This is a genomic window from uncultured Nocardioides sp. (assembly GCF_947489365.1).
In the GTDB taxonomy this organism is placed as follows: domain Bacteria; phylum Actinomycetota; class Actinomycetes; order Propionibacteriales; family Nocardioidaceae; genus Nocardioides.
Window position 1 is genome coordinate 89,988 of the sequence record NZ_CANLDB010000005.1, and the last position, 23,254, is coordinate 113,241.

Annotated in this window: 25 protein-coding genes; 15 read left to right on the forward strand and 10 right to left on the reverse strand. The window is 74.9% G+C overall.

The features are described from left to right. Window positions 1-336: 336 nt before the first annotated feature. Window positions 337-519 (reverse strand): CDGSH iron-sulfur domain-containing protein, encoded by a 183-nt coding sequence (locus tag Q0858_RS14880; protein ID WP_299055940.1) that lies wholly within the window; start codon window positions 517-519, stop codon window positions 337-339. Further along, window positions 516-1,505 carry an iron-containing redox enzyme family protein gene (locus Q0858_RS14885; protein WP_299055943.1) on the reverse strand — a complete coding sequence of 330 codons (990 nt, stop codon included), beginning with the start codon at window positions 1,503-1,505 and terminating at the stop codon, window positions 516-518. The genes Q0858_RS14880 and Q0858_RS14885 overlap by 4 nt, the downstream gene beginning before the upstream one ends. Before the next feature lie 101 nt (window positions 1,506-1,606). Here Q0858_RS14885 and Q0858_RS14890 point away from each other — a divergent pair, with 101 nt between their 5' ends. The 8 genes from Q0858_RS14890 to Q0858_RS14925 all read left to right on the forward strand — a co-directional run bounded on the left by Q0858_RS14890 (window position 1,607) and on the right by Q0858_RS14925 (window position 8,879). Then, window positions 1,607-2,218, forward strand: a complete 612-nt coding sequence (locus Q0858_RS14890) for a methyltransferase (RefSeq protein ID WP_299055945.1) — start codon at window positions 1,607-1,609, stop codon at window positions 2,216-2,218. A gap of 160 nt (window positions 2,219-2,378) precedes the next feature. Beyond that, window positions 2,379-2,942, forward strand: coding sequence for a hypothetical protein (locus Q0858_RS14895; RefSeq protein WP_299055947.1), 564 nt, complete (start codon window positions 2,379-2,381; stop codon window positions 2,940-2,942). 236 nt (window positions 2,943-3,178) lie between these two features. Continuing rightward, a complete protein-coding gene (locus tag Q0858_RS14900) occupies window positions 3,179-3,793 on the forward strand; it encodes an urease subunit gamma (protein ID WP_299055948.1) in 615 nt (204 codons plus the stop codon). Next, window positions 3,793-5,496 carry an urease subunit alpha gene (locus Q0858_RS14905; RefSeq protein ID WP_299055949.1) on the forward strand — a complete coding sequence of 568 codons (1,704 nt, stop codon included), beginning with the start codon at window positions 3,793-3,795 and terminating at the stop codon, window positions 5,494-5,496. The genes Q0858_RS14900 and Q0858_RS14905 overlap by 1 nt, the downstream gene beginning before the upstream one ends. 2 nt (window positions 5,497-5,498) lie before the next feature. Beyond that, entirely contained in the window at window positions 5,499-6,185 is a 687-nt protein-coding gene (locus Q0858_RS14910; RefSeq protein WP_299055950.1) for an urease accessory UreF family protein, read from the forward strand. Beyond that, entirely contained in the window at window positions 6,178-6,876 is a 699-nt protein-coding gene (gene ureG / locus Q0858_RS14915; protein ID WP_299055951.1) for an urease accessory protein UreG, read from the forward strand. Before Q0858_RS14910 ends, ureG begins: the two co-directional genes overlap by 8 nt. Then, window positions 6,860-7,552 carry an urease accessory protein UreD gene (locus Q0858_RS14920; protein WP_299055952.1) on the forward strand — a complete coding sequence of 231 codons (693 nt, stop codon included), beginning with the start codon at window positions 6,860-6,862 and terminating at the stop codon, window positions 7,550-7,552. The genes ureG and Q0858_RS14920 overlap by 17 nt, the downstream gene beginning before the upstream one ends. Before the next feature lie 139 nt (window positions 7,553-7,691). Beyond that, complete coding sequence (locus Q0858_RS14925; protein ID WP_299055955.1) at window positions 7,692-8,879, forward strand: alcohol dehydrogenase catalytic domain-containing protein; 1,188 nt, start codon at window positions 7,692-7,694, stop codon at window positions 8,877-8,879. A gap of 153 nt (window positions 8,880-9,032) precedes the next feature. On the opposite strand, the gene Q0858_RS14930 is transcribed toward Q0858_RS14925, so the two are convergent. Both Q0858_RS14930 and Q0858_RS14935 read right to left on the reverse strand, forming a co-directional pair. Next, window positions 9,033-9,476 carry an SRPBCC family protein gene (locus Q0858_RS14930; RefSeq protein WP_299055957.1) on the reverse strand — a complete coding sequence of 148 codons (444 nt, stop codon included), beginning with the start codon at window positions 9,474-9,476 and terminating at the stop codon, window positions 9,033-9,035. 1 nt (window position 9,477) lies between these two features. Continuing rightward, window positions 9,478-10,947: an FAD-dependent oxidoreductase gene (locus Q0858_RS14935; RefSeq protein ID WP_299055960.1), complete on the reverse strand. Its 1,470-nt coding sequence runs from the start codon at window positions 10,945-10,947 to the stop codon at window positions 9,478-9,480. 77 nt (window positions 10,948-11,024) lie between these two features. Between Q0858_RS14935 and Q0858_RS14940 the strand changes: the two genes are divergently transcribed. Next, a complete protein-coding gene (locus Q0858_RS14940; RefSeq protein ID WP_299055963.1) occupies window positions 11,025-11,408 on the forward strand; it encodes a hypothetical protein in 384 nt (127 codons plus the stop codon). Between the two features lie 7 nt (window positions 11,409-11,415). On the opposite strand, the gene Q0858_RS14945 is transcribed toward Q0858_RS14940, so the two are convergent. Continuing rightward, on the reverse strand, window positions 11,416-12,174 hold the full coding sequence (locus Q0858_RS14945) for a GAF and ANTAR domain-containing protein (RefSeq protein ID WP_299055964.1): 759 nt from the start codon (window positions 12,172-12,174) through the stop codon (window positions 11,416-11,418). Window positions 12,175-12,562: 388 nt separating this feature from the next. Between Q0858_RS14945 and Q0858_RS14950 the strand changes: the two genes are divergently transcribed. From Q0858_RS14950 to Q0858_RS14970, 5 genes are all read left to right on the forward strand, one after another. Then, window positions 12,563-13,390, forward strand: coding sequence for a sigma-70 family RNA polymerase sigma factor (locus Q0858_RS14950; protein WP_299055965.1), 828 nt, complete (start codon window positions 12,563-12,565; stop codon window positions 13,388-13,390). Window positions 13,391-13,470: 80 nt separating this feature from the next. Continuing rightward, window positions 13,471-14,076 (forward strand): hypothetical protein, encoded by a 606-nt coding sequence (locus tag Q0858_RS14955; protein WP_299055967.1) that lies wholly within the window; start codon window positions 13,471-13,473, stop codon window positions 14,074-14,076. After that, window positions 14,073-14,375: a hypothetical protein gene (locus Q0858_RS14960; RefSeq protein WP_299055969.1), complete on the forward strand. Its 303-nt coding sequence runs from the start codon at window positions 14,073-14,075 to the stop codon at window positions 14,373-14,375. Before Q0858_RS14955 ends, Q0858_RS14960 begins: the two co-directional genes overlap by 4 nt. Further along, entirely contained in the window at window positions 14,372-16,153 is a 1,782-nt protein-coding gene (locus Q0858_RS14965) for an alpha/beta hydrolase (protein WP_299055972.1), read from the forward strand. The genes Q0858_RS14960 and Q0858_RS14965 overlap by 4 nt, the downstream gene beginning before the upstream one ends. Window position 16,154: 1 nt before the next feature. Next, window positions 16,155-16,643, forward strand: a complete 489-nt coding sequence (locus Q0858_RS14970; protein ID WP_299055974.1) for a hypothetical protein — start codon at window positions 16,155-16,157, stop codon at window positions 16,641-16,643. A gap of 15 nt (window positions 16,644-16,658) precedes the next feature. Here the strand turns inward: Q0858_RS14970 and Q0858_RS14975 are convergent, their stop codons facing one another. Continuing rightward, on the reverse strand, window positions 16,659-18,086 hold the full coding sequence (locus Q0858_RS14975; RefSeq protein WP_299055976.1) for a mycothione reductase: 1,428 nt from the start codon (window positions 18,084-18,086) through the stop codon (window positions 16,659-16,661). 39 nt (window positions 18,087-18,125) lie between these two features. Here Q0858_RS14975 and Q0858_RS14980 point away from each other — a divergent pair, with 39 nt between their 5' ends. After that, window positions 18,126-19,280, forward strand: coding sequence for a M20 family metallopeptidase (locus Q0858_RS14980; protein ID WP_299055978.1), 1,155 nt, complete (start codon window positions 18,126-18,128; stop codon window positions 19,278-19,280). A gap of 281 nt (window positions 19,281-19,561) precedes the next feature. Here the strand turns inward: Q0858_RS14980 and Q0858_RS14985 are convergent, their stop codons facing one another. The 4 genes from Q0858_RS14985 to Q0858_RS15000 are packed head-to-tail and all read right to left on the reverse strand — an operon-like array spanning window position 19,562 to window position 23,245. Beyond that, a complete protein-coding gene (locus Q0858_RS14985) occupies window positions 19,562-20,470 on the reverse strand; it encodes a ribokinase (RefSeq protein WP_299055979.1) in 909 nt (302 codons plus the stop codon). Continuing rightward, window positions 20,467-21,429, reverse strand: coding sequence for a nucleoside hydrolase (locus Q0858_RS14990; RefSeq protein WP_299055982.1), 963 nt, complete (start codon window positions 21,427-21,429; stop codon window positions 20,467-20,469). Before Q0858_RS14990 ends, Q0858_RS14985 begins: the two co-directional genes overlap by 4 nt. Then, window positions 21,426-22,181: a glutamine amidotransferase gene (locus Q0858_RS14995; protein ID WP_299055985.1), complete on the reverse strand. Its 756-nt coding sequence runs from the start codon at window positions 22,179-22,181 to the stop codon at window positions 21,426-21,428. Before Q0858_RS14995 ends, Q0858_RS14990 begins: the two co-directional genes overlap by 4 nt. Further along, on the reverse strand, window positions 22,178-23,245 hold the full coding sequence (locus tag Q0858_RS15000) for an amidohydrolase family protein (protein ID WP_299055987.1): 1,068 nt from the start codon (window positions 23,243-23,245) through the stop codon (window positions 22,178-22,180). The genes Q0858_RS14995 and Q0858_RS15000 overlap by 4 nt, the downstream gene beginning before the upstream one ends. Window positions 23,246-23,254 lie beyond the last annotated feature (9 nt).

Here is a 23,254-nt window from a genome sequence, read left to right on the forward strand (position 1 = left end):
GAACCCCGGACCCACCGGAGGTCGAGGTGCGAGGAGCCCCGGCGACGAGCCACGAGACCCCGCCCGAGGCCCCGTGACCTCGCACCAGATCTCGTGGCTCGGCCGTGGCCGGCCTCGCACCTCGATCTCCGACGTAACCGCTCGGCCGTGGCCGGCCTCGCACCTCGATCCCCGACCACGACGCACCCCGGACCCACCGGAGGTCGAGGTGCGAGGAGCCCCGGCGACGAGCCACGAGACCCCGCCCGAGGCCCCGCGACCTCGCACAGGATCTCGTGGCTCGGCCGCGGCCGGCCTCGCACCTCGATCTCCGACGGAACCGCTCGACCACCTTTCCTACGGGCGGTCCAGGAGCTTGTGGGTGCCGTCGCACCACGGCGCGACGGCGGAGGCGCCGCAGCGGCAGACCGCGGTGACGGGGCGGGTGGAGCGGTGGACGACGCCATCCTCGGTGGTCACCTCGACGTCGCCGTCGACGAGGAGTGGGCCGTCGGGGCAGGCGCGGATGCGGGCGGTCACGCCGCCGCCTCCCCGCGACCCCACCGCTGCAGGGTCGCGGCCGCGTTGCGGGACTCCAGGTCGAGGCAGGTCCACGCCCCGAACATCACCGACTCCGCCTGGTCCGGCTCCGCGGCCACCAGCGCGCCGCACACCTCCCGGACCGCGAGCTGCTCGTGGACGGCGTCCGCCTCGACGTGCTCGTCGTAGTACGCCGCGAGCGACTCCGGGAAGCCGAGCCGGCGCATGCCCCGCGCCAGGCGGCGCGACGGCAGCGAGCTCGTGGTCTCGAACGCCGCGAAGTGTCCGAGCGCGGCGCCGCGCAACCGGCGGTGGCGGCCGAACAGCCCCATCGTCGTGTTCTGCTCGAGCGTCTCGAGCCACGCCTCGCCGACGTGGGCGCCGTACGACGCGTCGAGGCCGGCGTCCGCCATGCCGCGCTCGAACAGCGCGTGGTGGACGGCCTCGGGGCGGCCGGTGCCGTACTCGTCGTACTGCACCTGGACCAGCGCCGCCTTCGGGGCCGCGTCCAGGCGGGGGATCACCCACGCCGTGGGGTCGGCCTCCTTGAGGTGGTAGACCGACCGCTGCCGCAGCAGCTCGGTGACCTCGTCGCGGGTGGCGTGCCGCTCCACGTGGCGCGCCAGCGACGGGCCGTCGTGGGTCTCGGCGAGGGCGAACAGGTCGGCGGCGACGTCGCCGGTCGAGGCGGGGAGGTCGGCGCGCGCGGCGTCGTACCGCTGCCGCAGCCGGGCCTCCAGCTCCGACTCGAGGGCGTGGGTGAGCGGCGTCAGGGCGGGGTGGTGCTCCCAGGCGTCGTCGACCTCCTCGAAGCCGCGGTAGCCGAGCTCCTGCACGGTCCACAGGCTGAGCGCGTCGTCGTCGGGGTCCTCGCCCACCGCACGGACGGCGTCGTCCGCGCCGCGGACGAGACGGTCGCCGGGGTCGGACAGGAGGAGGTCGTGCAGCCGGGCGCCGACCGCTCCGCGGGCCGCCGGGAGCCTCATCGCGCACCCCCCGTCAGGACGCCCGGGTGCATGGCGGTCACCGGACGGGTCACCGGGGCCCCACCACCCTCCCGATCGGAGGGCCGGGAGAGGAGAGACCGATGACGCTCACGCACCACACGTTCGCCGACCTGAAGATCGCCCACACCCCGGGTGTGCTCGAACCCCGGCCGTGGACGGCGATGCAGTCGGACTGGGCCGCCGAGCTCCTCCACGACGCCCCGCCCGGGCCGCTGCTCGAGCTCTGCACCGGCGCGGGACAGATCGGCCTGCTCGCGGCGCACCGGTCGGGCCGCCCGCTGGTCGCGGTGGACGCCGACCCCGCCTGCTGCCGGCTCGTCGCGCACAACGCGGAGGCGAACGGGCTCGACGAGGTGGAGGCCCGGCTGGGCGACCTCGCGGAGGTCCTGGTGGACGGCGAGGTGTTCGCGCTGGCGCTGGCCGACCCGCCGTGGGTCCGCAGCACGCAGGTCGAGCGGTTCCCGGAGGACCCGCTCACCGCCATCGACGGCGGCCTCGACGGCCTCGGCCCGGCGCGGGCCTGCGTGGCGGCGGTCAGCGGTCACCTGGCCCCCGGCTCGAGCCTGCTGGTGCAGCTCGGGGACGACCGTCAGGCCGACACGCTGGCCGCGGAGGCCGCCGACGCGGGCTGGTCCCCCGGCGGCCGTCGGCACGGTGAGCGGGGGCTCGTGCTGCGGCTGCGGCACGGCTGAGGAGGTCTTGTGCATGCCCGCGCGGTACCCCTCGCGCGGCGATGGATCGAGCCCGGGCGTGTCGGCGGGGGGTCGGATCGGACCCCTCGGCCCCGGGTACGGGAGTGCTCGCGCCCGGGTCGGACGACCGGGGCGCCCCTCGACACGACGGAGCTTCTCCATGGCAGGCAACTCGATCTCCCGCAGCATGCACGACGTCGGCCTGGCCGCCTGGTTCGGTGGCGGCCTGATGGGTGCGGTGGGCCTCAACGGTGCCGCCGCCCAGGCCAACGACCCGAAGGAGCGCCTCGAGCTCTCCGCGAAGGGCTGGGCCCGCTGGGCCCCCGTCGACGCCGCGGCGATCGGCGTCCACCTCGTCGGCGGCCTCGGCCTCATCGGCGCCAACAAGGCGCGTGTCGCGGCCCAGCCCGGCGCGAAGTCCAACACCAACGCCAAGGCCGCGCTGACCCTCGCGGCGATGGGGCTCACGGCGTACGCCGGCGTGCTCGGCCGCAAGGTCGGCGAGGGCTCGCACCAGGGCGGACAGGGCGCCACCGAGCCCGGCGCCGGCACCAGCCCCGAGGTCGCCTCGGCGCAGCGCCAGCTGAAGATCGTCCAGTGGGCCATCCCCGCGGTCACCGGCGCCCTCGTCGTCCTGGGCTCGGTCCAGGGCGAGCAGCAGCGCCCCGAGCAGCTCGTCCGCGCGCAGCTCAGCCGCATCCCCGGGGTCTCGCGCGTCGCGTGATCCCTGCCCCGGAGGTCGAGGTGCGAACGACGTGAGCCTCGAAACCCGGTGACGGCCGCAGCACGTCCCACCGGATCTCGTGGCTCGGGCCTAGCGGCCCTCACACCTCGATCACCGGGTGGGACCCGTGTGACCACCACGACACCCCGTCCCACCGGAGACAGACACCCGGTGCGGGCGGGGTGTCGTGTGTGGTCTGCTGCTCGTCCGCACCCCGCGAGCGGCAGGAGCACCCCGTGGACCTCACCCCCGGCGACGTCGAGAAGCTGCTGCTCGCCACGGCCGGCATGGTCGCCCGCGACCGCCAGGCCCGCGGCGTCCGCCTCAACCGCCCCGAGGCCATCGCCCTGCTGTCCTGCTGGGTGATCGAGCGCGCCCGCGACGGCGCCACGGTCGCCGAGCTGATGGAGGCCGGGCGCGACGTCCTCGGCCCCGACGACGTGATGGACGGCGTCGCCGAGATGCTCCACGACGTGCAGGTCGAAGCGACGTTCCCCGACGGCCGCAAGCTCGTCACCGTCCACGACCCCATCGGGGCGGCGTACGACGGCTCCGGACCCGGCGCGGTCCGGGTCGGCGAGGGCACCGTGGCCCTCAACGAGGGCCGCGAGACGGTGACGCTGGTCGTCGAGAACACCGGCGACCGGCCCGTCCAGATCGGCTCCCACCTGCACCTGCCCGACGCCAACGGCGCGCTGGACTTCGACCGCGAGGCGGCCCAGGGGTTCCGGCTCGACATCCCGTCGGGCACCTCCGTCCGCTTCGAGCCCGGCGCCTCCCGCGAGGTCGTCGCCGTCGCGCTGGCGGGCGCGAGACGCGTCCCCGGTCTTCAGCGAGGGAAGGACTTCTGATGGTGCTCATCGACCGCTCCCGCTACGCCGCCCTGTACGGCGCTACCACCGGCGACCAGATCCGCCTCGCCGACACCGACCTGTGGGTCGAGGTCGAGCGCGACCTCACCGTCGGTGGTGAGGAGGCCGTCTTCGGTGGCGGCAAGTCCGTGCGCGAGTCGATGGCGCAGGGGACGACGACCCGCGCCGGGGGCGCCCCCGACACGGTGGTCACCAACGTCGTCGTCCTCGACTGGTGGGGCGTGGTGAAGGCCGACGTCGGCATCCGCGACGGGCGGATCTGCGGCATCGGCCGCGCCGGCAACCCCGACGTCGCGGACGGCGTGGACCCCGCCCTGCGCATCGGGCCTTCGACCGACGTCATCGCCGGCGAGGGCCGGATCCTCACCGCCGGCGCCATCGACTCCCACGTCCACCTGCTCTCCCCCAGCCAGCTCCACGAGGCGCTCGCCACCGGCGTCACCACCGTCGTGGGCGGCGGCACCGGGCCCTCCGAGGGCTCCAAGGCCACCACCGTCACCCCGGGCGCCTGGCACCTCGGACGGCTGCACCGCGCGCTGGACGCCGTCCCGCTCAACGTCCTGCTGCTCGGCAAGGGCAACACCGTCTCCGCGGCCGGGCTGGCCGAGCAGGCCCTCGGCGGCGCGGCGGGCTACAAGGTCCACGAGGACTGGGGCTCCACCCCCGCCGCCATCGACGCCGCGCTCACCGCCGCGGGCGAGTGGGGCCTGCAGGTCGCGCTGCACTCGGACTCCCTCAACGAGGCCGGGTACGTCGACTCCACCCTCGACGCCATCGCCGGACGGTCGATCCACGCCTTCCACGTCGAGGGCGCCGGCGGCGGCCACGCGCCGGACATCCTCACCATCGCGGGCCGGCCGCACGTCATCCCCGGGTCGACCAACCCGACGCTGCCGCACACCGTCAACACGGTCGCCGAGCACGTCGACATGCTGATGGTCTGCCACCACCTGTCCCCCGACGTCCCCGAGGACCTCGCGTTCGCCGAGTCCCGGATCCGCGCGACGACGATCGCCGCCGAGGACGTCCTCCACGACATGGGCGCCCTGTCGATCACGTCCTCCGACGCCCAGGCGATGGGCCGGATCGGCGAGGTGGTCACCCGCACCTGGCAGGTCGCGCACGTCATGAAGCACCGCCGCGGCCGCCTGTCGGAGGCGATGCCGGCCGACAACGAGCGCGCCCGCCGCTACGTCGCGAAGTACACGATCAACCCCGCGATCGCGCAGGGCGTCGACGCGGAGGTGGGCTCCGTCGAGGTCGGCAAGCTCGCCGACCTCGCGCTGTGGGAGCCGGCGTCGTTCGGCTGGCGGCCCGCGCTGGTCGTCAAGGGCGGCACCATCGCCTGGGCCGCGCTGGGCGACCCCAACGCCTCCATCCCGACCCCGCAGCCGGTGCTGATGCGTCCCGCCTTCGGCGACGCGGTCGGCGCCGACTGCTCGGTCAGCTTCGTCGCCCCCGCCGCCCTGGACGACGGCCTCGCCGACCGGCTCGGGCTGCGCCGCCGCCTGCTGCCGGTCGCCGACACCCGGGGCGTCGGCAAGGCGCAGATGCGCAACAACGACGTCCTGCCCGTCATCGAGGTCGACCCCGAGACGTTCGCGATCACCGTCGACGGTGACCTCGTCGAGCCCGCGCCCGCCGACCGGCTGCCGCTGGCGCAGCTGCACGCGCTGTTCTGATCGTGACGGACTCCCCCGTCGACGCCGCCTTCGTCGGCCTGCTGCTGGCCGACGCGCGGCTCCCCGTCGGCGGGCACACCCAGTCGGCGGGCCTCGAGCCCGCGGTGACGGCCGGCCTGGTCGGCGACGGCGAGGGCGTCTCGGCGTACGTCGCGTCCCGGCTCGCGACCGTCGTCCGCGTCGAGGCGGGGACGGCGGTCGTCGCCCGCCGCGTCGCCCTCGCCGGCGGCTCCCCCGACGACCTCCTCGACGTCGAGGCCCACTGGGCCGCCCGGACGCCCAGCCCCGCGCTGCGCGTCGCCTCCCGGCGGCTCGGCCGGGGGTGGCTGCGGCTCGCCGCCCGGGTCTGGCCCGCGACCCTCGACCACCTGCCCCCGGACGCCGAGGTGGCGCGGCCCGTCGTCCTCGGTGTCGTCGGCGCCGTGACCGGCCTCGCCGCGGCGCAGGTCGCCCGGCTGGCGGCGTACGACGACGCGCAGAGCGTCACCGCCGCCTCGCTGAAGCTGCTGCCGTCCGACCCCGTCGCCGCCACCGCCCGGCTCGCCGCCGCCGGGCCGGAGCTGGAGGCCGTCGTCGCCGCGACCGCCCACCTGACCCACCCGGCCGCGATCCCCGCGGCCGGCGCACCGATGACCGACGTGCTCGCCGAGCGGCACGCGAGAGCCCCGATGAGGTTGTTCCATGCCTGAGCAGATCCCCACCCGCGCGCTGCGGCTCGGTGTCGCCGGACCCGTCGGCACCGGCAAGAGCTCGCTGATCGCGACGATCTGTCGCGTGCTCGCCGACGAGCTGCGCCTCGGCGTCGTCACGAACGACATCTACACCGACGAGGACGCCCGCTTCCTGCGGAGCGTCGGCGTCCTGCCCGCCGACCGCATCGTCGGCGTCGAGACCGGCGCCTGCCCCCACACCGCGATCCGCGACGACGTCACCGCCAACCTCATCGCCGTCGAGACGCTCGAGGCCGAGCAGGGGCCGCTGGACGTCGTCCTCGTGGAGTCCGGCGGCGACAACCTCACCGCGACGTTCTCGCCCGCGCTCGTCGACGCCCAGCTGTTCGTCCTCGACGTCGCCGGCGGGGGCGACGTGGCGCGCAAGGGCGGCCCCGGCATCGCTCGCGCCGACCTGCTGGTGCTCAACAAGACCGACCTCGCGCCGTACGTCGGGGTGGACGTCGAGCGGATGCTCCACGACGCCGGCCACGCCCGCGACGGGCGGCCCGTGCTCGCGCTGTCCCGGGACGACGACGCCTCGGTCGCCGCCCTCGCCGACTGGGTACGACGCACCCTCGCCGCCCACCGCAGCGGCGACCACGTGCCCGTCGACCCGGGCCCGATGGCGCCGCACACCCACGGCGAGGCGCATGCGCACCCGCATTGACCTGCGGGTCGACCCCGGTGCCGATGGGGGCCGCCCGCGGGTCGACCTCGGCCACGGGCTGCTGCAGGCGCGCCGCGTCCGCACCGCGGCGACGGGCACCGTCGAGGTCGCGCTGCTCGCCGGGCAGGCGCTGCTGCTCGCCGGGGACGAGGTCGCGGTCGACGTCCGCGTCGAGGGGCCCGTCCACCTGGTGGTGACCGAGCCCGCCGGGACGGTCACCTACGACATGCGCGCCGACCCCGCCGGGCGGGGCGCCCGCTGGGACGTCACCGTGACCGCCTGCCGCGGCGCCCGCGTGACCTGGCGGGGCGAGCCGTTCGTCGTCGCCGACGGCGCCGCGGTGGACCGGGCGACGACCGTCGCGGTCGACGAGGACTCGGTGGTCGCGCTGCGGGAGACCGTCGTCCTCGGTCGCAGCGGGGAGGTCGGCGGCGCGCTGCGGACCACCACCCGCCTCACCCGCGCCGGGCGACCGGTGCTCGCCGAGGACCTCGACCTCTCCCCCGGCGTCCGCGACGGCGTCGCGGTGCTCGCCGGCCACCGCTGCCTCGACTCCCTCACCGTCGTCGGCGAGCGCCTGCCCGACGGGCCCGACGTCCTGCAGCTCGACGCCCTCGGCTCCGTCCGGCGCTGGCTCGGCGCCCGCGCCCACCTCTCGCCGCTGGCCGCCACCTGATCCGGAGATCGAGGCTCGTCGCAGGCGCTCCTCGCACCTCGACCACCGGGAGCGCCGGGTCCGCATGACCGCGCAGGTCAGGGGCACGGGAGGCCATGCGACCCACACAGCAGACCAGCAGCTCCCCCGGGGCCACCGCGTGAAGGCCGTCACCTGGCAGGGACCCCGTGACATGCAGGTCACCGACGTCCCCGACCCCGTCCTGGTCGACCCCACGGACGCGATCGTCCGGGTCACCAGCACCGGCCTGTGCGGCTCCGACCTGCACCTCTACGAGCCCCTCGCGCCCTTCATGACCCCCGGCGACGTCGTCGGCCACGAGCCGATGGGCGTCGTCGAGGAGGTCGGCAGCGACGTCTCCACGCTGAAGCGCGGCGACCGCGTCGTCGTCCCGTTCAACGTCTCCTGCGGCACCTGCTGGACCTGCAGCCAGGGCCTGCACAGCCAGTGCGAGACCACCCAGAACCGCGACCAGGGCACCGGCGCCGGCCTCTTCGGCTACTCCAAGCTCTACGGCCAGGTCCCCGGCGGCCAGGCCGAGGCCATGCGGGTGCCGTTCGCGGACCACCTGCCGATCGTCGTGCCCGAGGGGCCCAGCGACGACCGGTTCCTCTACCTGTCCGACGTGCTGCCGACCGCCTGGCAGGGGGTGCAGTACGCCGACGTGCCCGAGGGCGGCTCGCTGCTCGTGCTCGGCGCCGGCCCGATCGGCGACATGGCCGCGCGCATCGCGCTCCTGCGCGGTCTGCAGGTCATCGTCGTCGACCTCGTCCCGGAGCGTCTCGCCCGGGTCGCCGCCCGCGGCGCCGACGTCATCGACCTGGCCCAGGTGGGCGCGGACGCCGTCGCCGACCTCGTCCGGGAGCGGACGAACGGGCGCGGCACCGACGCCGTCATAGACGCCGTCGGCCTCGAGGCGCACGGCTCGCGCACCGTCACGGCGATGCACAAGGCCGTCGGCTTCCTGCCCAAGCGCCTCGGCCAGAAGGTCATGGAGACCGCCGGCGTCGACCGGATGGCCGCGCTCTACCAGGCCATCGAGTGCGTCCGCCGCGGCGGCACGATCTCGATCTCCGGCGTGTACGGCGGCGCCGCGGACCCCATGCCGATGCTGCAGCTGTTCGACAAGCAGATCCAGCTGCGCATGGGCCAGGCGAACGTGCGGCGCTGGAGCGACGACATCCTCGGCGTGCTGCAGCAGGACGAGGACGTCCTCGGCGTCGAGGACTTCGCCACCCACCGCCTGCCGCTGTCCGACGCCCCGTCGGCGTACGCGACCTTCCAGCAGAAGGACGACGGGATGGTCAAGACCATCTTCCGCCCCTAGAACTCCTCCGCGGGCCGGATGGGCGGGGGCGCCGCCGGTCCGCTGAGGACCCCCTCACGTCGGCAGCCGCGAGGACCGACGTGCAGAAGTGCTCAGAAGGCCCCGATCCGTGACCGGATCGGGGCCTTCTGCACGTCGGTCCTGACGGGCGGCTCAGTCCGGGCGCGTACGACGCTCGACGACGTACGTCAGGCGCTGGAGCGTCTCGAGGTTGCGGTGCCGGATCGCCAGGTCGCGCAGCGGCTTCGGCACCAGCAGGCCGGGCCCGGAGGTGACGTCCTCCTCGAGGACCACCTCGGTGCCGTGGTCCGTGGCGTGCAGGACGAACGTGACGGTGGCCTCCCCTCCGGGACGGCCCCGCGCGACGAGGCGCAGCATCGTGCGGGGCACGGACTCGAGGACCTGGGTGGTGTCGTCCAGCACCGCCGGCCACACGCCGAAGGAGTGATGCAGCTCGGCGCCCACCTCGGGCCAGTGGTCGTCCACCTCGCGCATCCGCGACGCCCCGGTGACGAACAGCGGGTAGAGCCACCCGTCGGCGAGGGTCGCCCAGACGTCCTCGACCGGTGCGTCCACGTGACGGCGGACCACACCCATCTCAGGACCTCCTCTGCCGGAGCCCGCAGGTCGCCGGCCCCTCCAGCACGTCGCCGCGTGGGCCGAACCGCGAGCCGTGCAGCGGGCAGTCCCAGCTGCGCTCGACGTCGTTCCAGGCCACGACCCCGCCGAGGTGGGTGCAGAGCGACGACACCGTCGTCCCCTGGTCGTCGGTGGCGCGGGCCACCGGGCGCGACGCGCCCAGCCCGACCCGGTCACCCGGCCGGACGGTGCGGACGACGCCGCGCGCCAGCTCGAGGGCGACCGCGGCGTTGTCGGCGGCCAGGGACGGCAGCGACCGCAGCTCGCGGCGCGACCAGGGGTCCATCACGTCGGCCCAGTCCGGGCGGCTGCCGGTGAGCTGGGCGGTCACCGCCAGCGCGGCGGCCACGCCCCCGGTCATGCCCCACTTCGCGAAGCCGCCGGCGACCATGACGTGCGGACTGCCGGGCAGCACCGGGCCGGCGAACGGCAGGCCCCGGGCCGGCACGTAGTCCTGCGCCGACCACGCCGCCAGCTCGCGTCCCTCGGGGAAGGCCCGGGCCGACCAGTCGCGGAGCTGGGCGAGTCGCGTCCCCGGGTGGTCCCGGCCGGTGGTGTGGCCCGCCCCGCCCACGAGGACGACGGGCCCGTGCTCGGGGTGGACGGCGTCGCGCAGCGACCGCGAGGACGGGCCGCCCTCGGCGGAGAGGTACATCGCGTCGACGGCCCGGGAGGGCGTCGCGAGCGCGAGCGTGTACGACCGGGCGGGGACCATGCGGCCGAACCAACCGGCCCGGTCGAGGATCGGCATCCCGGTCGCGACGACGACGGCACCGGCGTGGATGCGCCCGGCGGAGGTCGTGACGCGCACGGGCTCCCGGCCGGCGACGCGCTCGACCCGGGTGCCCTCCAGCAGCTGGACGCCCCGGGAGACGGCCTCCGCGGCGAGGGCCTCGACCACCGAGACCGGGTCGACCTGCGCCTGGCCCTCGAGCCGCGCGCCGCCCGAGGTCGGGAACGGCAGGTCGAGGTCGCTCCGCCAGCTCGCGTCGAGGCCGTGCTCCCGGGCGAGGGCGAGCTCGCGGTGCGCCGTCCGGGCGCCGCTCGCGCTGCGGGCGAACGTCACCGCCGCCCGCTCCTGCGTCTCGACCCCGTGCGCCTCGCAGAAGTCGAGCAGCCACGCCTGGCCCGCCCGGTGCGCCTCGACGTACGACGACAGGACGGCCGGCGGGTGCTGGTCGGCCAGCGACGACAGCCGGGTGCCCTGCAGCAGGCTCACCTTCGCCGTGCTGCGCCCGGTCGTCCCACCGCCGAGGTGACGGCCCTCCAGGAGGGCGACCGACCTCCCGGCGCGCGCGAGCAGCACGGCCGCGGTGAGCCCGGTGATGCCACCACCGACCACGGCCACGTCGACCTCGGTCGGCATCGCGACCGGCGGTGCCGGCGCGGGTCGGGAGGGGCGGTGGGCGTACCAGTAGGAGGTCCTCATCACCGTCGTGGTGCCCGCCGGTGGGCCGGCCATGCGGGGGCGTACGTACGTCGGGCCGTGGTGCACGCGCCGGCCCGGTGCGGCACCTGCTGCCGGACGTCATGGGCTCGGTCCTCGAGCTCGGGGACCCGGACGGCGGGACGCACCGCACCTACGTCACCGGCGACACCCTGCACCGGCCCTGGCTGGCGGAGGTCGTCGACCGGCGAGGACCGCTCGACGCCATGGTCGCCCACCTCGGGGGGACCCGCATCCTCGGTCTGCTGGTGACGATGGACGCGACGCAGGGCGCCGACCTCGTCGAGCTGCTGCGACCGGGCGTGACCGTGCCGGTGCACCACAGTGACTACGGCGTCTTCCGCTCACCGCTGTCGGACTTCCTGGACACGTGCCGGGCCCGGGGCCTCACCTCCCGGGTGCGAACCGTCGGGGCCGGGGAGACGGTGTCGCTCGAGCCGTGAGGCCGCCTCAGCCGACCGGGGCGGACTCCGGGGTGCCGTCGCCGGCGTCGTCGTTCGCGCCCGTCGCACCGGTCGTTCCCCGGGCCGCCGCGGAGTGCTCCCCGGCCAGCACCTGCTCGGCGACGTCCCGGAGCTTGACGTTGCTCGTCGACGAGAGCCGCTGCAGGAAGGAGAAGGACTGGGCGGCGGTGAGTCCGTGCCGCTCGATGAGGACGCCCTGGGCCATGCCGATGAGGTGCCGGGAGGCGACGGCGGTCTGCAGGCCGCTGATCTCGTGCGCCGAGGCGAGCGCCGTGGCCGCGTGGGTGGCGAACAGGAGGGCCTGGGTCAGCGCCTCGGGGTCGGTGAAGCGGCCGGTCCCGTCGGCGTACAGGTTGAGGGAGGCCGCAGGCTCCTTGCCCTGCACGAGCGGCAGGCCGAGGAGCGAGCCGAACCCGAGCTCCGCGGCGAACGGGCCCCAGCGCGGCCAGCGCTCGTCCTTCTCCAGGTCCGTGCTGAGGAACCAGTCGTCCTCGTCGATGGCCTCGACGCACGGACCCTCCTTGAGGTCGTGCTGGGCCGCGTCGGCCTTCTCGACCGACTCCGCGCTGGCGCCGAGTGACCGGTAGCGACCGCCGCGCAGCCTGATGGTGATGCTGGCGTGGTCGACGTCGGGCAGGCTCGTCGTCGCGAGCCGGATGATGGTGGCCGCGGTCAACGGCTCCTCGGACTGTGCCTGCATCTCCCGGGCCAGCCGGGCGAACGCTGCGGCGTCGTGCTGCTCCATGGTCTCCTCGTCGGGGTCGTGCGGGTCGCCCGAATCGACCCGGGGCCACCGTAGCGCCGGTGGCCCGGTGGCTCGATACCCCCAGGAGCGCCTCCAGCAGACGGCCCGTGCCGGGAGCGTGACGAGATCGTCCGCGACGGTGACCGGATTCGCGTATCGCCCTGGCCGCGAGGGGCTACCGCGCCAGTACGTCGAGATTGAATCCGCGCGGAATTGATCCGACCAGGCTCCCAGGCTGCAGACCAGGCGGCCTGGGAGCCGTCCCGGTACCCCACCAGGTCACGCGAGAAACTCCCTTCCCCGGGGTGGGGGGGTGCGCTAGCGTCGAGGACATCACTCCGCTGCAGCCAACCGGCGGGGCCGCTCCACATCTCGGACGGTGCCCCCCGTGTCTGTCTCCACCCCGCCCTCCTCCACGTCCCCGTTCTCGCACGGTCGCCCCGACCGTCCGCTGAGTCACGACGAACGCCAGGTCCGCACGACGGACCTCCTCCTCGAGGCCTCCACCGAGTCCGACCCTGAGCGTCGTCAGGCGCTGCTGGCGACCGTGGTCGAGCTCAACCGCCGCGTCGCCATGGCCGTCGCCCGCCGCTACGCCAACCGCGGCATCGCCCTCGACGACCTGCAGCAGGTCGCCTGCGAGGGCCTCGTCAAGGCCGTGCAGCGCTTCGAGGTCACCCACGAGCGCGACCTGCTCGACTACGCCGTGCCCACCATCCGCGGCGAGGTGCTCCGCCACTTCCGCGACCAGGGCTGGGCCGTGCGCCCGCCCCGGCGCATCCAGGAGCTCCAGCAGCGGATGCGGATCTCGGCCGAGGAGCTGCGGCTCACGCTGGGTCGCGAGCCCACCCCGGACGAGATCTCCGCCGACCTGGGGGTGAGCCGACGCGACCAGGACGAGGCGGCCTCCGCGCGCGGCTGCTTTCAGCCGACCTCGCTCGACCTGCCCGCGGACGCCGCGTCCGGCTCCACGCTGGGCGACCTGCTCCCCGCCGCCCGCGAGGGGTACGACGCCGCCGAGGCGCGCGCTGTCCTCGCGGCCCCCATGCGGGCGCTCGACGCCCGCGACCGCCGAGTGATCTACCTGCGCTTCGTCGAGGAGCGGACCCAGTCCGAGATCGGCGACGAGTTCGGGGTCACCCAGGCGACGGTCTCGCGCTGGCTGCGCGAGAGCCTGGGCCGCCTGCGGAGCACGATCGAGCCCTCCTCCGCCTGACCGGCCGGGCGGTGGGGTCCCCGAGGTTTGGGCGCGCTGGGAGCGGGTAGGACCGTGGTGACCCCAGCGGAGGGATGGCCTTGCCACACCGACCCACGGAGCCCGAGCAAGTCAGCACGACCCGGGAGCGCGAGCGGGAACGGATCCTGCGCGAGCCCTTCTGGGGGGCCTTCCGGCGCCGACGGCCCGCGGTCGACGTCGTCCTGCTGCCCCCGGAGGCGAGGACGCCGTCGGGCGACGCCGAGGCGGACCCGTCGTACGACGAGCCCGCCGTGGTCGTCGCCGCGGCGGAGCGCGCCGAGATCCTCACGGCCGAGCTCTGGCTGGCCTGCACCGGAGCCGACGAGTGCGACCCCGCCGGTCCGCCGCCGCGGTGGACCCACGGCCCGCGGAAGGGCGTCGTACGCCGGGAGATCAGCCGCGTCCTGACCCAGGCCGACCCGGTCACCGCGGCGCTCGCCGTCGACCGGGGCGCCACCGCGCTGCGCGACGAGGGGTGGACCGTCACCGAGCCCACCGACGGCACGCCCCGGGTCCTGGCCTCCCGCGGTGAGGGTGCCCGCCGCGAGGAGGCCCTCGTGCTGGCCGCGGTCGACACCGGCCGCGTCGTGGTCCGCTACCGCTCCGGCGGTCTCGTCGTGCCCCGCGCGGCGGCGCGTCGGCTGGTGGCGGGAGGTGCGGCGTGAGCACACAGGGTCTCGAGTACAACAGCCTGCGCGGTGCGGTCAGGGACTGGCGGAGCGTGCGCGAGCGGATGACGACGCTCAGCTCGGACATGGCCGGGTACGACCCGGGCGGCCTGCCCGCGAGCGTGCAGGGCGAGGCCCAGCGGTTCCTCGACAGCTGGTCCGACCTGGCGGCCGAGAGCGCCGACCTCGCCGGCGGGTACGCCGACGCGGTCCAGGCCACCCTGGACGACTTCACGGGTGAGGACGAGCTCAGCGCGAGCGAGATCGGCGACCTCGAGGGGAGCGTCCGCGGATGACGGTCGTCATCGACGTCCCGCCCGCCGAGCCGACCATCGAGCGGCCCGACGGCGAGGTCGGTCGCATCGAGGCCTTCGCGGCCGGGCTCCACCGCGCGTCCACGAGGTTCGAGGAGGTCGCCGACGAGGCCGCTCAGCTCGCGAACCTCACGAGCTGGGAGGGCGCGGCCTTCGAGGCGTACCGCTCGGCCGCGGGGACGACGTCCGCGGAGCACAGCGCCCTCCGGGGCACGATCGAACGGGTCGGCCGCGCCGTCAGCGCCCACGGCGACGCATTGACCGACCACCTGCGCCGCTACGACGACCTCGTGGAGCGGCGATCGCGCCTCGACCAGCGGCGCGACGCCCTGATCGCGGACGTCGAGGCGACCACCGACGCGACCGACGCCCAGATCGAGGAGCTCCGCCGACGGGCGCGGGAGCTCGGGGCCGACTACCGGACGCTCCGCGCCGACCACGACGCCCTGCACCGCCGCGTCGACGCCGACGAGCGCCTGCTGGCGCAGGCCTTCCGCTCCGCCGACACCACGGGCGAGGCGCTGTCCGACGACGGCGGGACCACGTCCGCGGCACGCTCGGCGATGAGGAAGCCGGGCGCCCCCGGCGACGGCGCCTCCCCCGAGGCCGTCAACGACTGGTGGAACGGCCTCACCCCGGCCGAGCAGGCCGCGGTGGTCGCGGCGTACCCGGGGGTGCTGGGGTCCGCCGACGGGCTGCCCGCGTCCGCACGCGGTGACGCCAACCGGGTCCTGCTCGCCGAGGACCTCGCCGAGCTCACGGCCAAGGAGCAGGAGGGGACGCTCACCGAGCTCGAGGAGCGGATGCTCAAGAACGCGCGGGAGACCGAGACGGCCCTGCAGGACGCCGACGGCTACACCGACCCGATCGACGGGCACCACCCCGGCGGGACGCTGTGGATGTACGACCCGGCCGCCTTCGACGGCGAGGGCACGGTGGCCCTCGGGTACGGCGACCTCGACACCGCCGACGACGTGGCGGTCTTCACGCCCGGCATCAAGTCGACCATGGGCGACGACACCGCCTACTACGGCGAACGGATGCGCAACCTCTACGAGTCGTCCCGGTACGGCGGCGACGGCTCGAGCGTGGCCACCATGTTCTGGTTGGGCTACGACTCCCCCGACGCCTGGAACGACCCCGCCACGCTCGGCGAGGGCCGCGCCGCCGAGGGCGGGGAGGCCCTCGCGGACGACGTGGCCGGCATGCGCGCCGCACGTGCCGACGACCCCGCCCACATGACGGCGGTCGGGCACTCCTACGGGTCGACCACGACCGCGCACGCCGCCGCGGACCACGGCCTGGACGTCGACGACATCGCCCTCCTCGGCAGTCCCGGCGCGGGACCGGCCGAGACGGCCGGCGACCTCGGGGTGGGCGAGGACCACGTCTTCGTCGGCCGGGACAGCCGCGACGGGGTCGCCGACCTGGGTGACATGGACTCCACCGGCGGCCCGGGGCTGGGTCGCGATCCCTCGTCGGCCGGTTTCGGCGCCAATCGTTTCGAGGCCGAGGACCACGAGCGAGGCTGGCACCAGACCCTGACGGACAACCACAACAACTACTTCGACGTCGACAGCGAGTCGCTCTACAACCTCGGCCGCGTCGTCGACGGGGACCACGACTCCGTCAACGCCGCCCCGCCGAACGTCGACACCGGCGTGCCCGGGGCGCTCGGGGAGCACGACCCCGAGTTCTGGGACGACGACGTGACGCACGACGAGCCCGGCCGTTCCGACACCTCCCCCGACCAGGAGTGACATGAGCCGCAGGACCGCACTCGCCGTCCCCCTCCTCGCGACCCTGGTCGCGGGGTGCTCCTCCGACGGGGGCAGCGGCGACGTCGACCGTGCGGACATGCGCGACGACGTCCGCGCCAGCGTGCAGGAGACCGTCGCGCAGCTCGGCGAGGCGGACCTCCGCCCGCTGAGGGCCTCGGGCCGCTACACGACCTGCGAGGAGAGCGGGTACGAGTACCGCGGTGGCGCCCTGCTGAGCACGACCGGCGACCTCGCCGCGGCGATCGAGGACGCCGAGAGGGTGCTGGCCGGCGCCGGCTGGGAGGTCGACGACTCCGAGCGGGGTCGGACCCCGTTCGTGAACCTGTCGCGCGGACCGCTCGAGGCCAGCGTCAAGGAGTCCCAGGTCGAGCCCGGTGCGATCGAGCTCGGGATCGACCACGACTGCGTCGACGGCGAGCGCGACGACACCCCGAGCTTCGACCCCGAGGAGATCGACGTCGGCGCGTGACGCCGGGCGCCGGTCTCAGTGGCGCAGCGCGCGCTCCAGGTCCAGCAGGGCGCCCTCGACGACCTCGGTGAGGGCGGGGTGGATCCAGTACTGCGACCGCGCCAGGCCGGCGACCGGGAGGTCGTGGGCCATCGCCGTGAGCAGCGGCTGGATGAGCACCGAGGCCTGCGGACCGACCAGGTGCGCGCCGACGAGCAGGCCGGTGGCGCGGTCGGCGAGCAGCTTGACCAGGTGGCCGGTGGCGGGGCCGTGGCGGTCGTCCTCCTCGAATGCCCAGCCGTGGGCTGTGTCGCCGTACTCGGCGCGCCCGACGACCAGGTCCGCGACCTGCTCGCGCGCCTGGGACTCCGTGAGCCCGACGGCGGCGACCTGCGGATCGGCGAAGACCGCCTGCGGCACGAACCGGTGGTCCGTCGTCCGCGGGTCGTCGGGGTGCAGGAGGTTGTGGCGGACCACGCGCGCCTCGTGGTTGGCGACGTGCTTGAGCGGGTGGTCGGTGCTGGCGTCGCCGAGGGCGAGCACGCCGTCCGCGGACGTGCGCTGGTGGGCGTCGACCACGATCCGGCCGTCGTCGTGGGTGTCGACCCCGGCCTTGTCGACGGCGAGCACGTCGGAGTTGGGGCGGCGACCGACGGCGAGCAGCAGGCACTCGACGACCCGCGTCGAGTCGTCGTCCAGGTGCAGGCGCAGGCCTTCCCCGCCGTCCGCCGTCTCGACCCTGACGACCTTCGCGCCGCAGCGGACGTCCCAGCGCTGCGCGACCTCGCGGGTGAAGACCTCCGCGACCTCGCGGTCCTGGGTGGCGAGCAGCACGTCCTCGGACTCGACCTGGGTCACCCGCGTGCCGAGCGAGGCGAAGACGTGGGCGAGCTCGGAGCCGACGTACCCGCCGCCGACGACGGCCATCGTCGCCGGCAGCCTGTCGAGGCGCATCACGGTGTCGCTGGTGTGCACACGGGCGCGGTCGGCGTCGGCGAGGTCGTCGAGCCCGTCGATCGGGGGGACGACGGGGCGGGTGCCGGTGGCGATGACGACCTGGTCGGCGCTCAGCGCGGTCTCGGTGCCGTCGGGGCCGTGGACGACGAGCTCGCGGGGGCCGGTGAAGTGGGCCTCGCCGACGACGACGTCGACCCAGTCCTTCTCGGCCTGGCCGTCGCGCCCGCCCTCGGCGTTCTCGTCGACGCGGCCCATGATGCGGTCGCGGATCGCGGGCCAGTCGGCGCCGTCGTACGACGTGGCGAGGTCGAAGCGGTCGCCGGTCGCGGCGCTGTGGGCGACCTCGGCGGTGTGGAGGTACATCTTCGAGGGGATGCACCCGCGGTTGAGGCAGGTGCCGCCGAAAGGACCGCGGTCGACGATCGCGACCCGGAGGTGGGAGAAGTCGTGGCCCGCGATCATGTTGCCCGAGCCGGCGCCGAGGATGACCAGGTCGTAGTGCGTCACCTCGTCAACGTAGCCGCCGGTCCCGATAGCGTCGGCGTCATGATCGACCGGTGGTCGCAGGCGGCGGACCTGCAGGGATGGATGGCCGAGCACCAGCGGACGCTGCACCAGCAGCCCGAGGTCGGCCTCGAGCTGCCCGACACCCACGCGTACGTCGCCCGGGTCCTGCGGGACCTCGGTCTCGAGCCCGAGGTGCACGTCGGGGCGGGGGTGACCGTGACGCTGCCCGGCTCCGGGGCGGGCACGCCGGTCGTGCTGCGTGCCGACATGGACGCGCTGCCCGTCGTCGAGCGCAGCGGCGTCGAGCACCCCTCGCAGCGGGACGGCGCGATGCACGCCTGCGGCCACGACCTGCACATGGCGATGCTGCTGGGCGCGGCGAGCGCGCTCGTCGACCGACCGCCGGCGCGGCCGACGGTGCTGGTGTTCCAGCCGGGCGAGGAGACCGACCGGGGCGCCGTACCGACGCTGGAGTCGCACGCGGCCCTGGCCTCCCTGACGGACGCCGAGGCCTTCGCGATCCACGTGCACGCGACCTGGCCGGCCGACACCGTGCACCTGCGGGCCGGCACGTTCATGGCGTACGGCGACTGGTTCCGCGTCGACTACCGCGGGCCGGGCGCCCACGCGAGCCAGCCGCACCTCGCGGGCAACCCGGTCGTCGCGGCCGCCGAGCTGGTCACCGGGCTGCGGGACGCGGTCGCCGGGCTCGCCGCCGAGGAGCACCTCGTCGCCACCGTCACCGAGTCGCTGATCGGCAACACGGTGAACGTGATCCCCACCGACGGGCGGCTGCGCGGCACGCTGCGGACCCTGTCGGCCGGCCGCCGGGACGCGCTGCTTGAGACCCTCGACCGCCTCGTCGGGTCGACCGCCGCCGACGTGGGGGTCGAGGCCGACCTCACGGTCACCGAGGGCTACCCGGCCGTCGTCAACGACCCGGCGTACGTCGAGAGGGTGCGGGCCGCCGTCGGCGACCGCGCCACCGTCCTCGACATGCCGGACCCGTCGATGGTGATCGAGGACTTCGCCTACTTCCTCCACCGCTGGCCCGGCGCGATGGTCTACCTCGGCGCCCAGGTGCCCGGCCGCACCGCCTTCAACCACGCCGCCGACGCCGTCTTCGACCCGAGCGTCCTCACCACCGGCGCCGCCCTCCACCTCCTCGCCGCGGACGGCCTTCCCCCGGCCTGACAGCCGAGTCAAGCCGCCACGGCCGAGCCGGCGAGGCCGTGACGCGGCGCAGGTCGAGCGAGCGCGCGGCCGAGCTCGCGAGGCCGCGTTCGCGGGTCGAGACCCGGTGGGACAACCCTCGGTGGAGACCACGGGCCGTCGACCCTTGCGACAGGCTCGACCACCGTGGTCGAGCCTGTCGAGACCCCTCACGCTGCGCAGACGTGCCGACTCAACGCCGTACACCTGCGCAGACGTGCCGACTCGAGCCCTCTCAGCTGCGCAGACGTGCCGACTCGGCCCTAGGGGTGCAGCAGGCGGGCGCCGTGGTGGGTGGTGCTGGTGGCGGCGGCGGCGTTGGCGCGGCGTACGGCGTCGACCAGGGGCTCGGCGGCGGCGAGGCCGACCGCGAGGCAGCCGCAGAAGACGTCGCCGGCGCCGCTGGCGTCGACGGTGTCCACCCGCTCCCCCGGGACGGCGACCGGCTCGGCGCCCTTCTCGAAGCACAGGGCCCCGTCCGCGCCGAGGGTGACGACGACCGATCCGGTGAGGTCGAGCGCGGCGACGCACTCGGCCACCTCGGCGTGGGTGGTCGGCTCGGGGCGTCCGGCCAGGCGGCCCAGCTCGCCCCGGTTGGGCACGAGGACGTCGACCGAGCCCAGCAGGTCCCGGACGGGCTGCGGGTCGGCGGGCATCGGCGCGGGGTTGAGGACGACGAGGCCACCACCGTCCGGGCCGACCGCTCGCGCCGCGGCGCTGACCGCCGGCAGGGGCACCTCGAGCTGGAGCACCAGGACGGCGGGAGCGAGCGCCGCGACGGCGTCCGCGGTCTCGCCGTGAGCGAGCGTGCCGTTCGCGCCGGGGTCGACGACGATCGTGTTCTCCCCGGTCGCGTCGACGGTGATGACGGCGATGCCGGTGCCGTTGGTGTCCCGGCGGGCCACCCGGGTGACGTCGACACCGACGGACGTCAGGGCGGCCAGGGACCGCTCCCCCGGCTCGTCGTCCCCGACGGCGCCGACCATCGCGACCTCGCACCCGAGGTCCGCCCCGAGGACGGCGGCCGCAGCGGCCTGGTTCGCGCCCTTGCCCCCCGGCGAGGAGAGGCGGCTCGTGGTGGTCAACGTGGTCTCGCCCGGGGTGGGCAGCGCCTCCACCCGGAGCGTCGTGTCGTCGTTGAGCGAGCCGACGACGCAGACCAGGTGGCTCACGTCGCCGCGCCGAGCCGGTCGAGGGCGGCGAGCACCAGGTCCCAGTAGCGCTCGGCGTCGAGCTCGAGCGCGACCGAGGCGTTGGGCTGCTCGTCGGGGTAGCGGTCGTACAGGTCGACGACGGTCGTGCCCCGGGTCCAGCGGCCGTCCAGCTCGACCGCGACGAACGACGGCCGCCAGCGGATCACGTCCGGGTCCAGCAGTGCCGCGATGGTGCAGGGGTCGTGCACCGGCGGGGCGGAGAACTCCCAGATCCGCTCGTAGGAGTCGCCGAAGAAGCCCATCCACGCCGCGCAGGTGCGACCGACGGTGTGCGGCATGGCCGCCATCCGGTCGACGACCGGCTGCGTGGCCAGCGCCTGGTGGGTGAGGTTGAGCCCGACCATTCGCACCGGCACGCCGGAGCGGAGGACGACGTCGAGCGCCTCGGGGTCGGCGTACGTGTTGAACTCCGCCGTCGGCGTGTGGTTGCCCCGCTCGGTCGAGCCGCCCATGAAGACGATCTCGGCGATCTTCCCGGCGATGCCGGGCTCCGAGGTGAGCAGCACCCCGAGGTTCGTCATCGGACCCGTCACCACGACGGTCAGGGGCGCGGGGGCCTCGGTCAGCGTCCGGTAGAGGAACGACACCGCGCCCTCCGCCACGGGCGACACCGTCGGCTCCGGCAGCTCCGGGCCGTCGAGGCCGGTGACGCCGTGCACGTAGTTGCCCAGTGCGGTCGCGCCCCGCATCGGGCCCGCGGCTCCCTCCGCTACGGGCACGTCCTCGCGCCCGGCGAGCGCGAGCACCCGCTGGGCGTTGCGGGTCGCGTCGGCGACGGCGCAGTTGCCGAAGCAGGTGGTGATTCCGAGCAGCCGTACGCCGGGCGAGCCGAGCGCCAGCAGGATCGCCACGGCGTCGTCGTGGCCGGGGTCGCAGTCGAGCAGGATCGGCAGGGGCCCGCCGGTCGGTTCGCTCATCGGTCGCCCAGCCAGCGCAGCATCGCGCCGACGAGCGGCGCGAAGCCGTCCCAGGCCAGGAAGTCCTCGGGGCACCAGTGGGGGCCGATGTCGGAGGTCCACACCAGCGACCGGCCGAAGCCGACCTCGCGGGTCGCGACCAGGACGTCCTCGCCGACGGTGGCGACGACGGTGGCGTCCTCGCGCGGGTGGACGACGTTGTAGCCCAGCAGCGTCGGCGCGGACTCGACGAGCCCGCCCCAGCCGGCGGCCGCGGCGTGGTCGGGGGCGGTGACGGCGACGTACGCCCCCTGCGGCGCCTCGACGCGGTCGTCGGACTCGAGCATCGTGACGGGCAGGACGTCGGCGACGGCGGTGCGCTGGAAGTTCGCGCGGGCCTGGAAGCCGGTGAAGCTGAGGTAGCCGCCGGCCATCATCAGCCCGCCGCCACCGCGGGTCCACTCGGCCAGGGCGAGCAGCGGGTTGTCGGCACGCTTGCCCTCGAGGAACACCTCGGGCGGCAGCACGAAGCTGTTGGCGCCGATGTCGGACAGGATGACGACGTCGTACGCCGACAGCGCGTCGACCGTGCGGGGGAACTTCCCGGGCACGTCGTGGGCGTACATCTGCTCGATCTCGATGCCCTCGCTCGCCGCGGCGGCGATGAAGGCGTCCGCGCCGGTGTGGAACGTGGTCGACGAGAACTCGTCGAAGCCCTTCACGTGGGTGGCGGTCGAGATCCAGCTCTCGCCGGCCAGCAGGACGCGGGTCACGGTGTCTCCTCGGTGATCTGTGCGGGGGTGGTGGAGCCGCCGAACAGGCGGCGGGGGTTGTCGGTCATCAGGGAACGCACCTCGTCGGGCGTGAGCCCGTGCCGCTCGAGGCGGGGCGCGAAGTACTGCAGGACGTGGGCGTAGCCCGGTCCGCCGTGGCGGCGGTAGAGCGACTTCACGAACACGTCCTGGCTGAGCAGGAGCCTGTCGCCGTACCCGTCGCGCACGAGGGCGGCGAGGTGGCGGGCGTTGTCGTCGTCGGAGGGGCACTGCACGCCCTGGTCGGCGTAGAAGACCTCCATGCCGAGCATGTCGTACTGCAGCCACGCGCCGCGGTCGGCGACGGAGCGCTGGTAGGCGCCGTCCTCGCCGGACGGCCCCATGTGGCACAGCACGACCTTCGCCGGGTCGGCGCCCGTCTCGTCGGCGACGTCGAGGACGTCGTGAGCGAGGCGGAACCAGCCGGGCAGGTGGACCTGGATCGGCAGGCCCGTCTCCGCCTGCGCCGCCATGGCGCCGCGGAGGCTGGTCCGCTCGGCGTCGGTGAAGTCGGCGGACACGCCGATCTCGCCGATCAGGCCGGGGCGTACGCCGTCCTCGCCGTCGCGCAGGTCGTCGAGCAGCCGCGCGGTGACGCCGTCGGCACCGAGGGCGACGACGTCGACCGGGTGGGAGGAGTCGAGGTAGAAACCGGTGCCCGCGACGATCCGTACGCCGGTGCGCTCGGAGATCGTCCGCAGCCCAGCGAGGTCGCGGCCGATGCCCCAGCCGGTGGTCTCGACGACGGTCGTGCCGCCGAGGGCGGCGTACCGGGCGAGCTCGGCGCAGGCGACATCGACGTCGTCCAGCGCCAGGTTGTGCCGGTTGCCGAACGGGTCCTGCCGCAGCTCCCAGAGCACGTCCTCGGTCACCGGGGCCTCGGCGAAGGCCTCGGCGTCCACCCCGCGCGACTCCGAGCGGGTCCACCACGACGAGACGTCGTTGAGCAGGTGCTCGTGGGTGAGGACGACGCCGAGGTCGTCGGCGTCGACCGGGCCGGTCACCGTCTGGACGGTCGCTCCCATGGCCGGGGC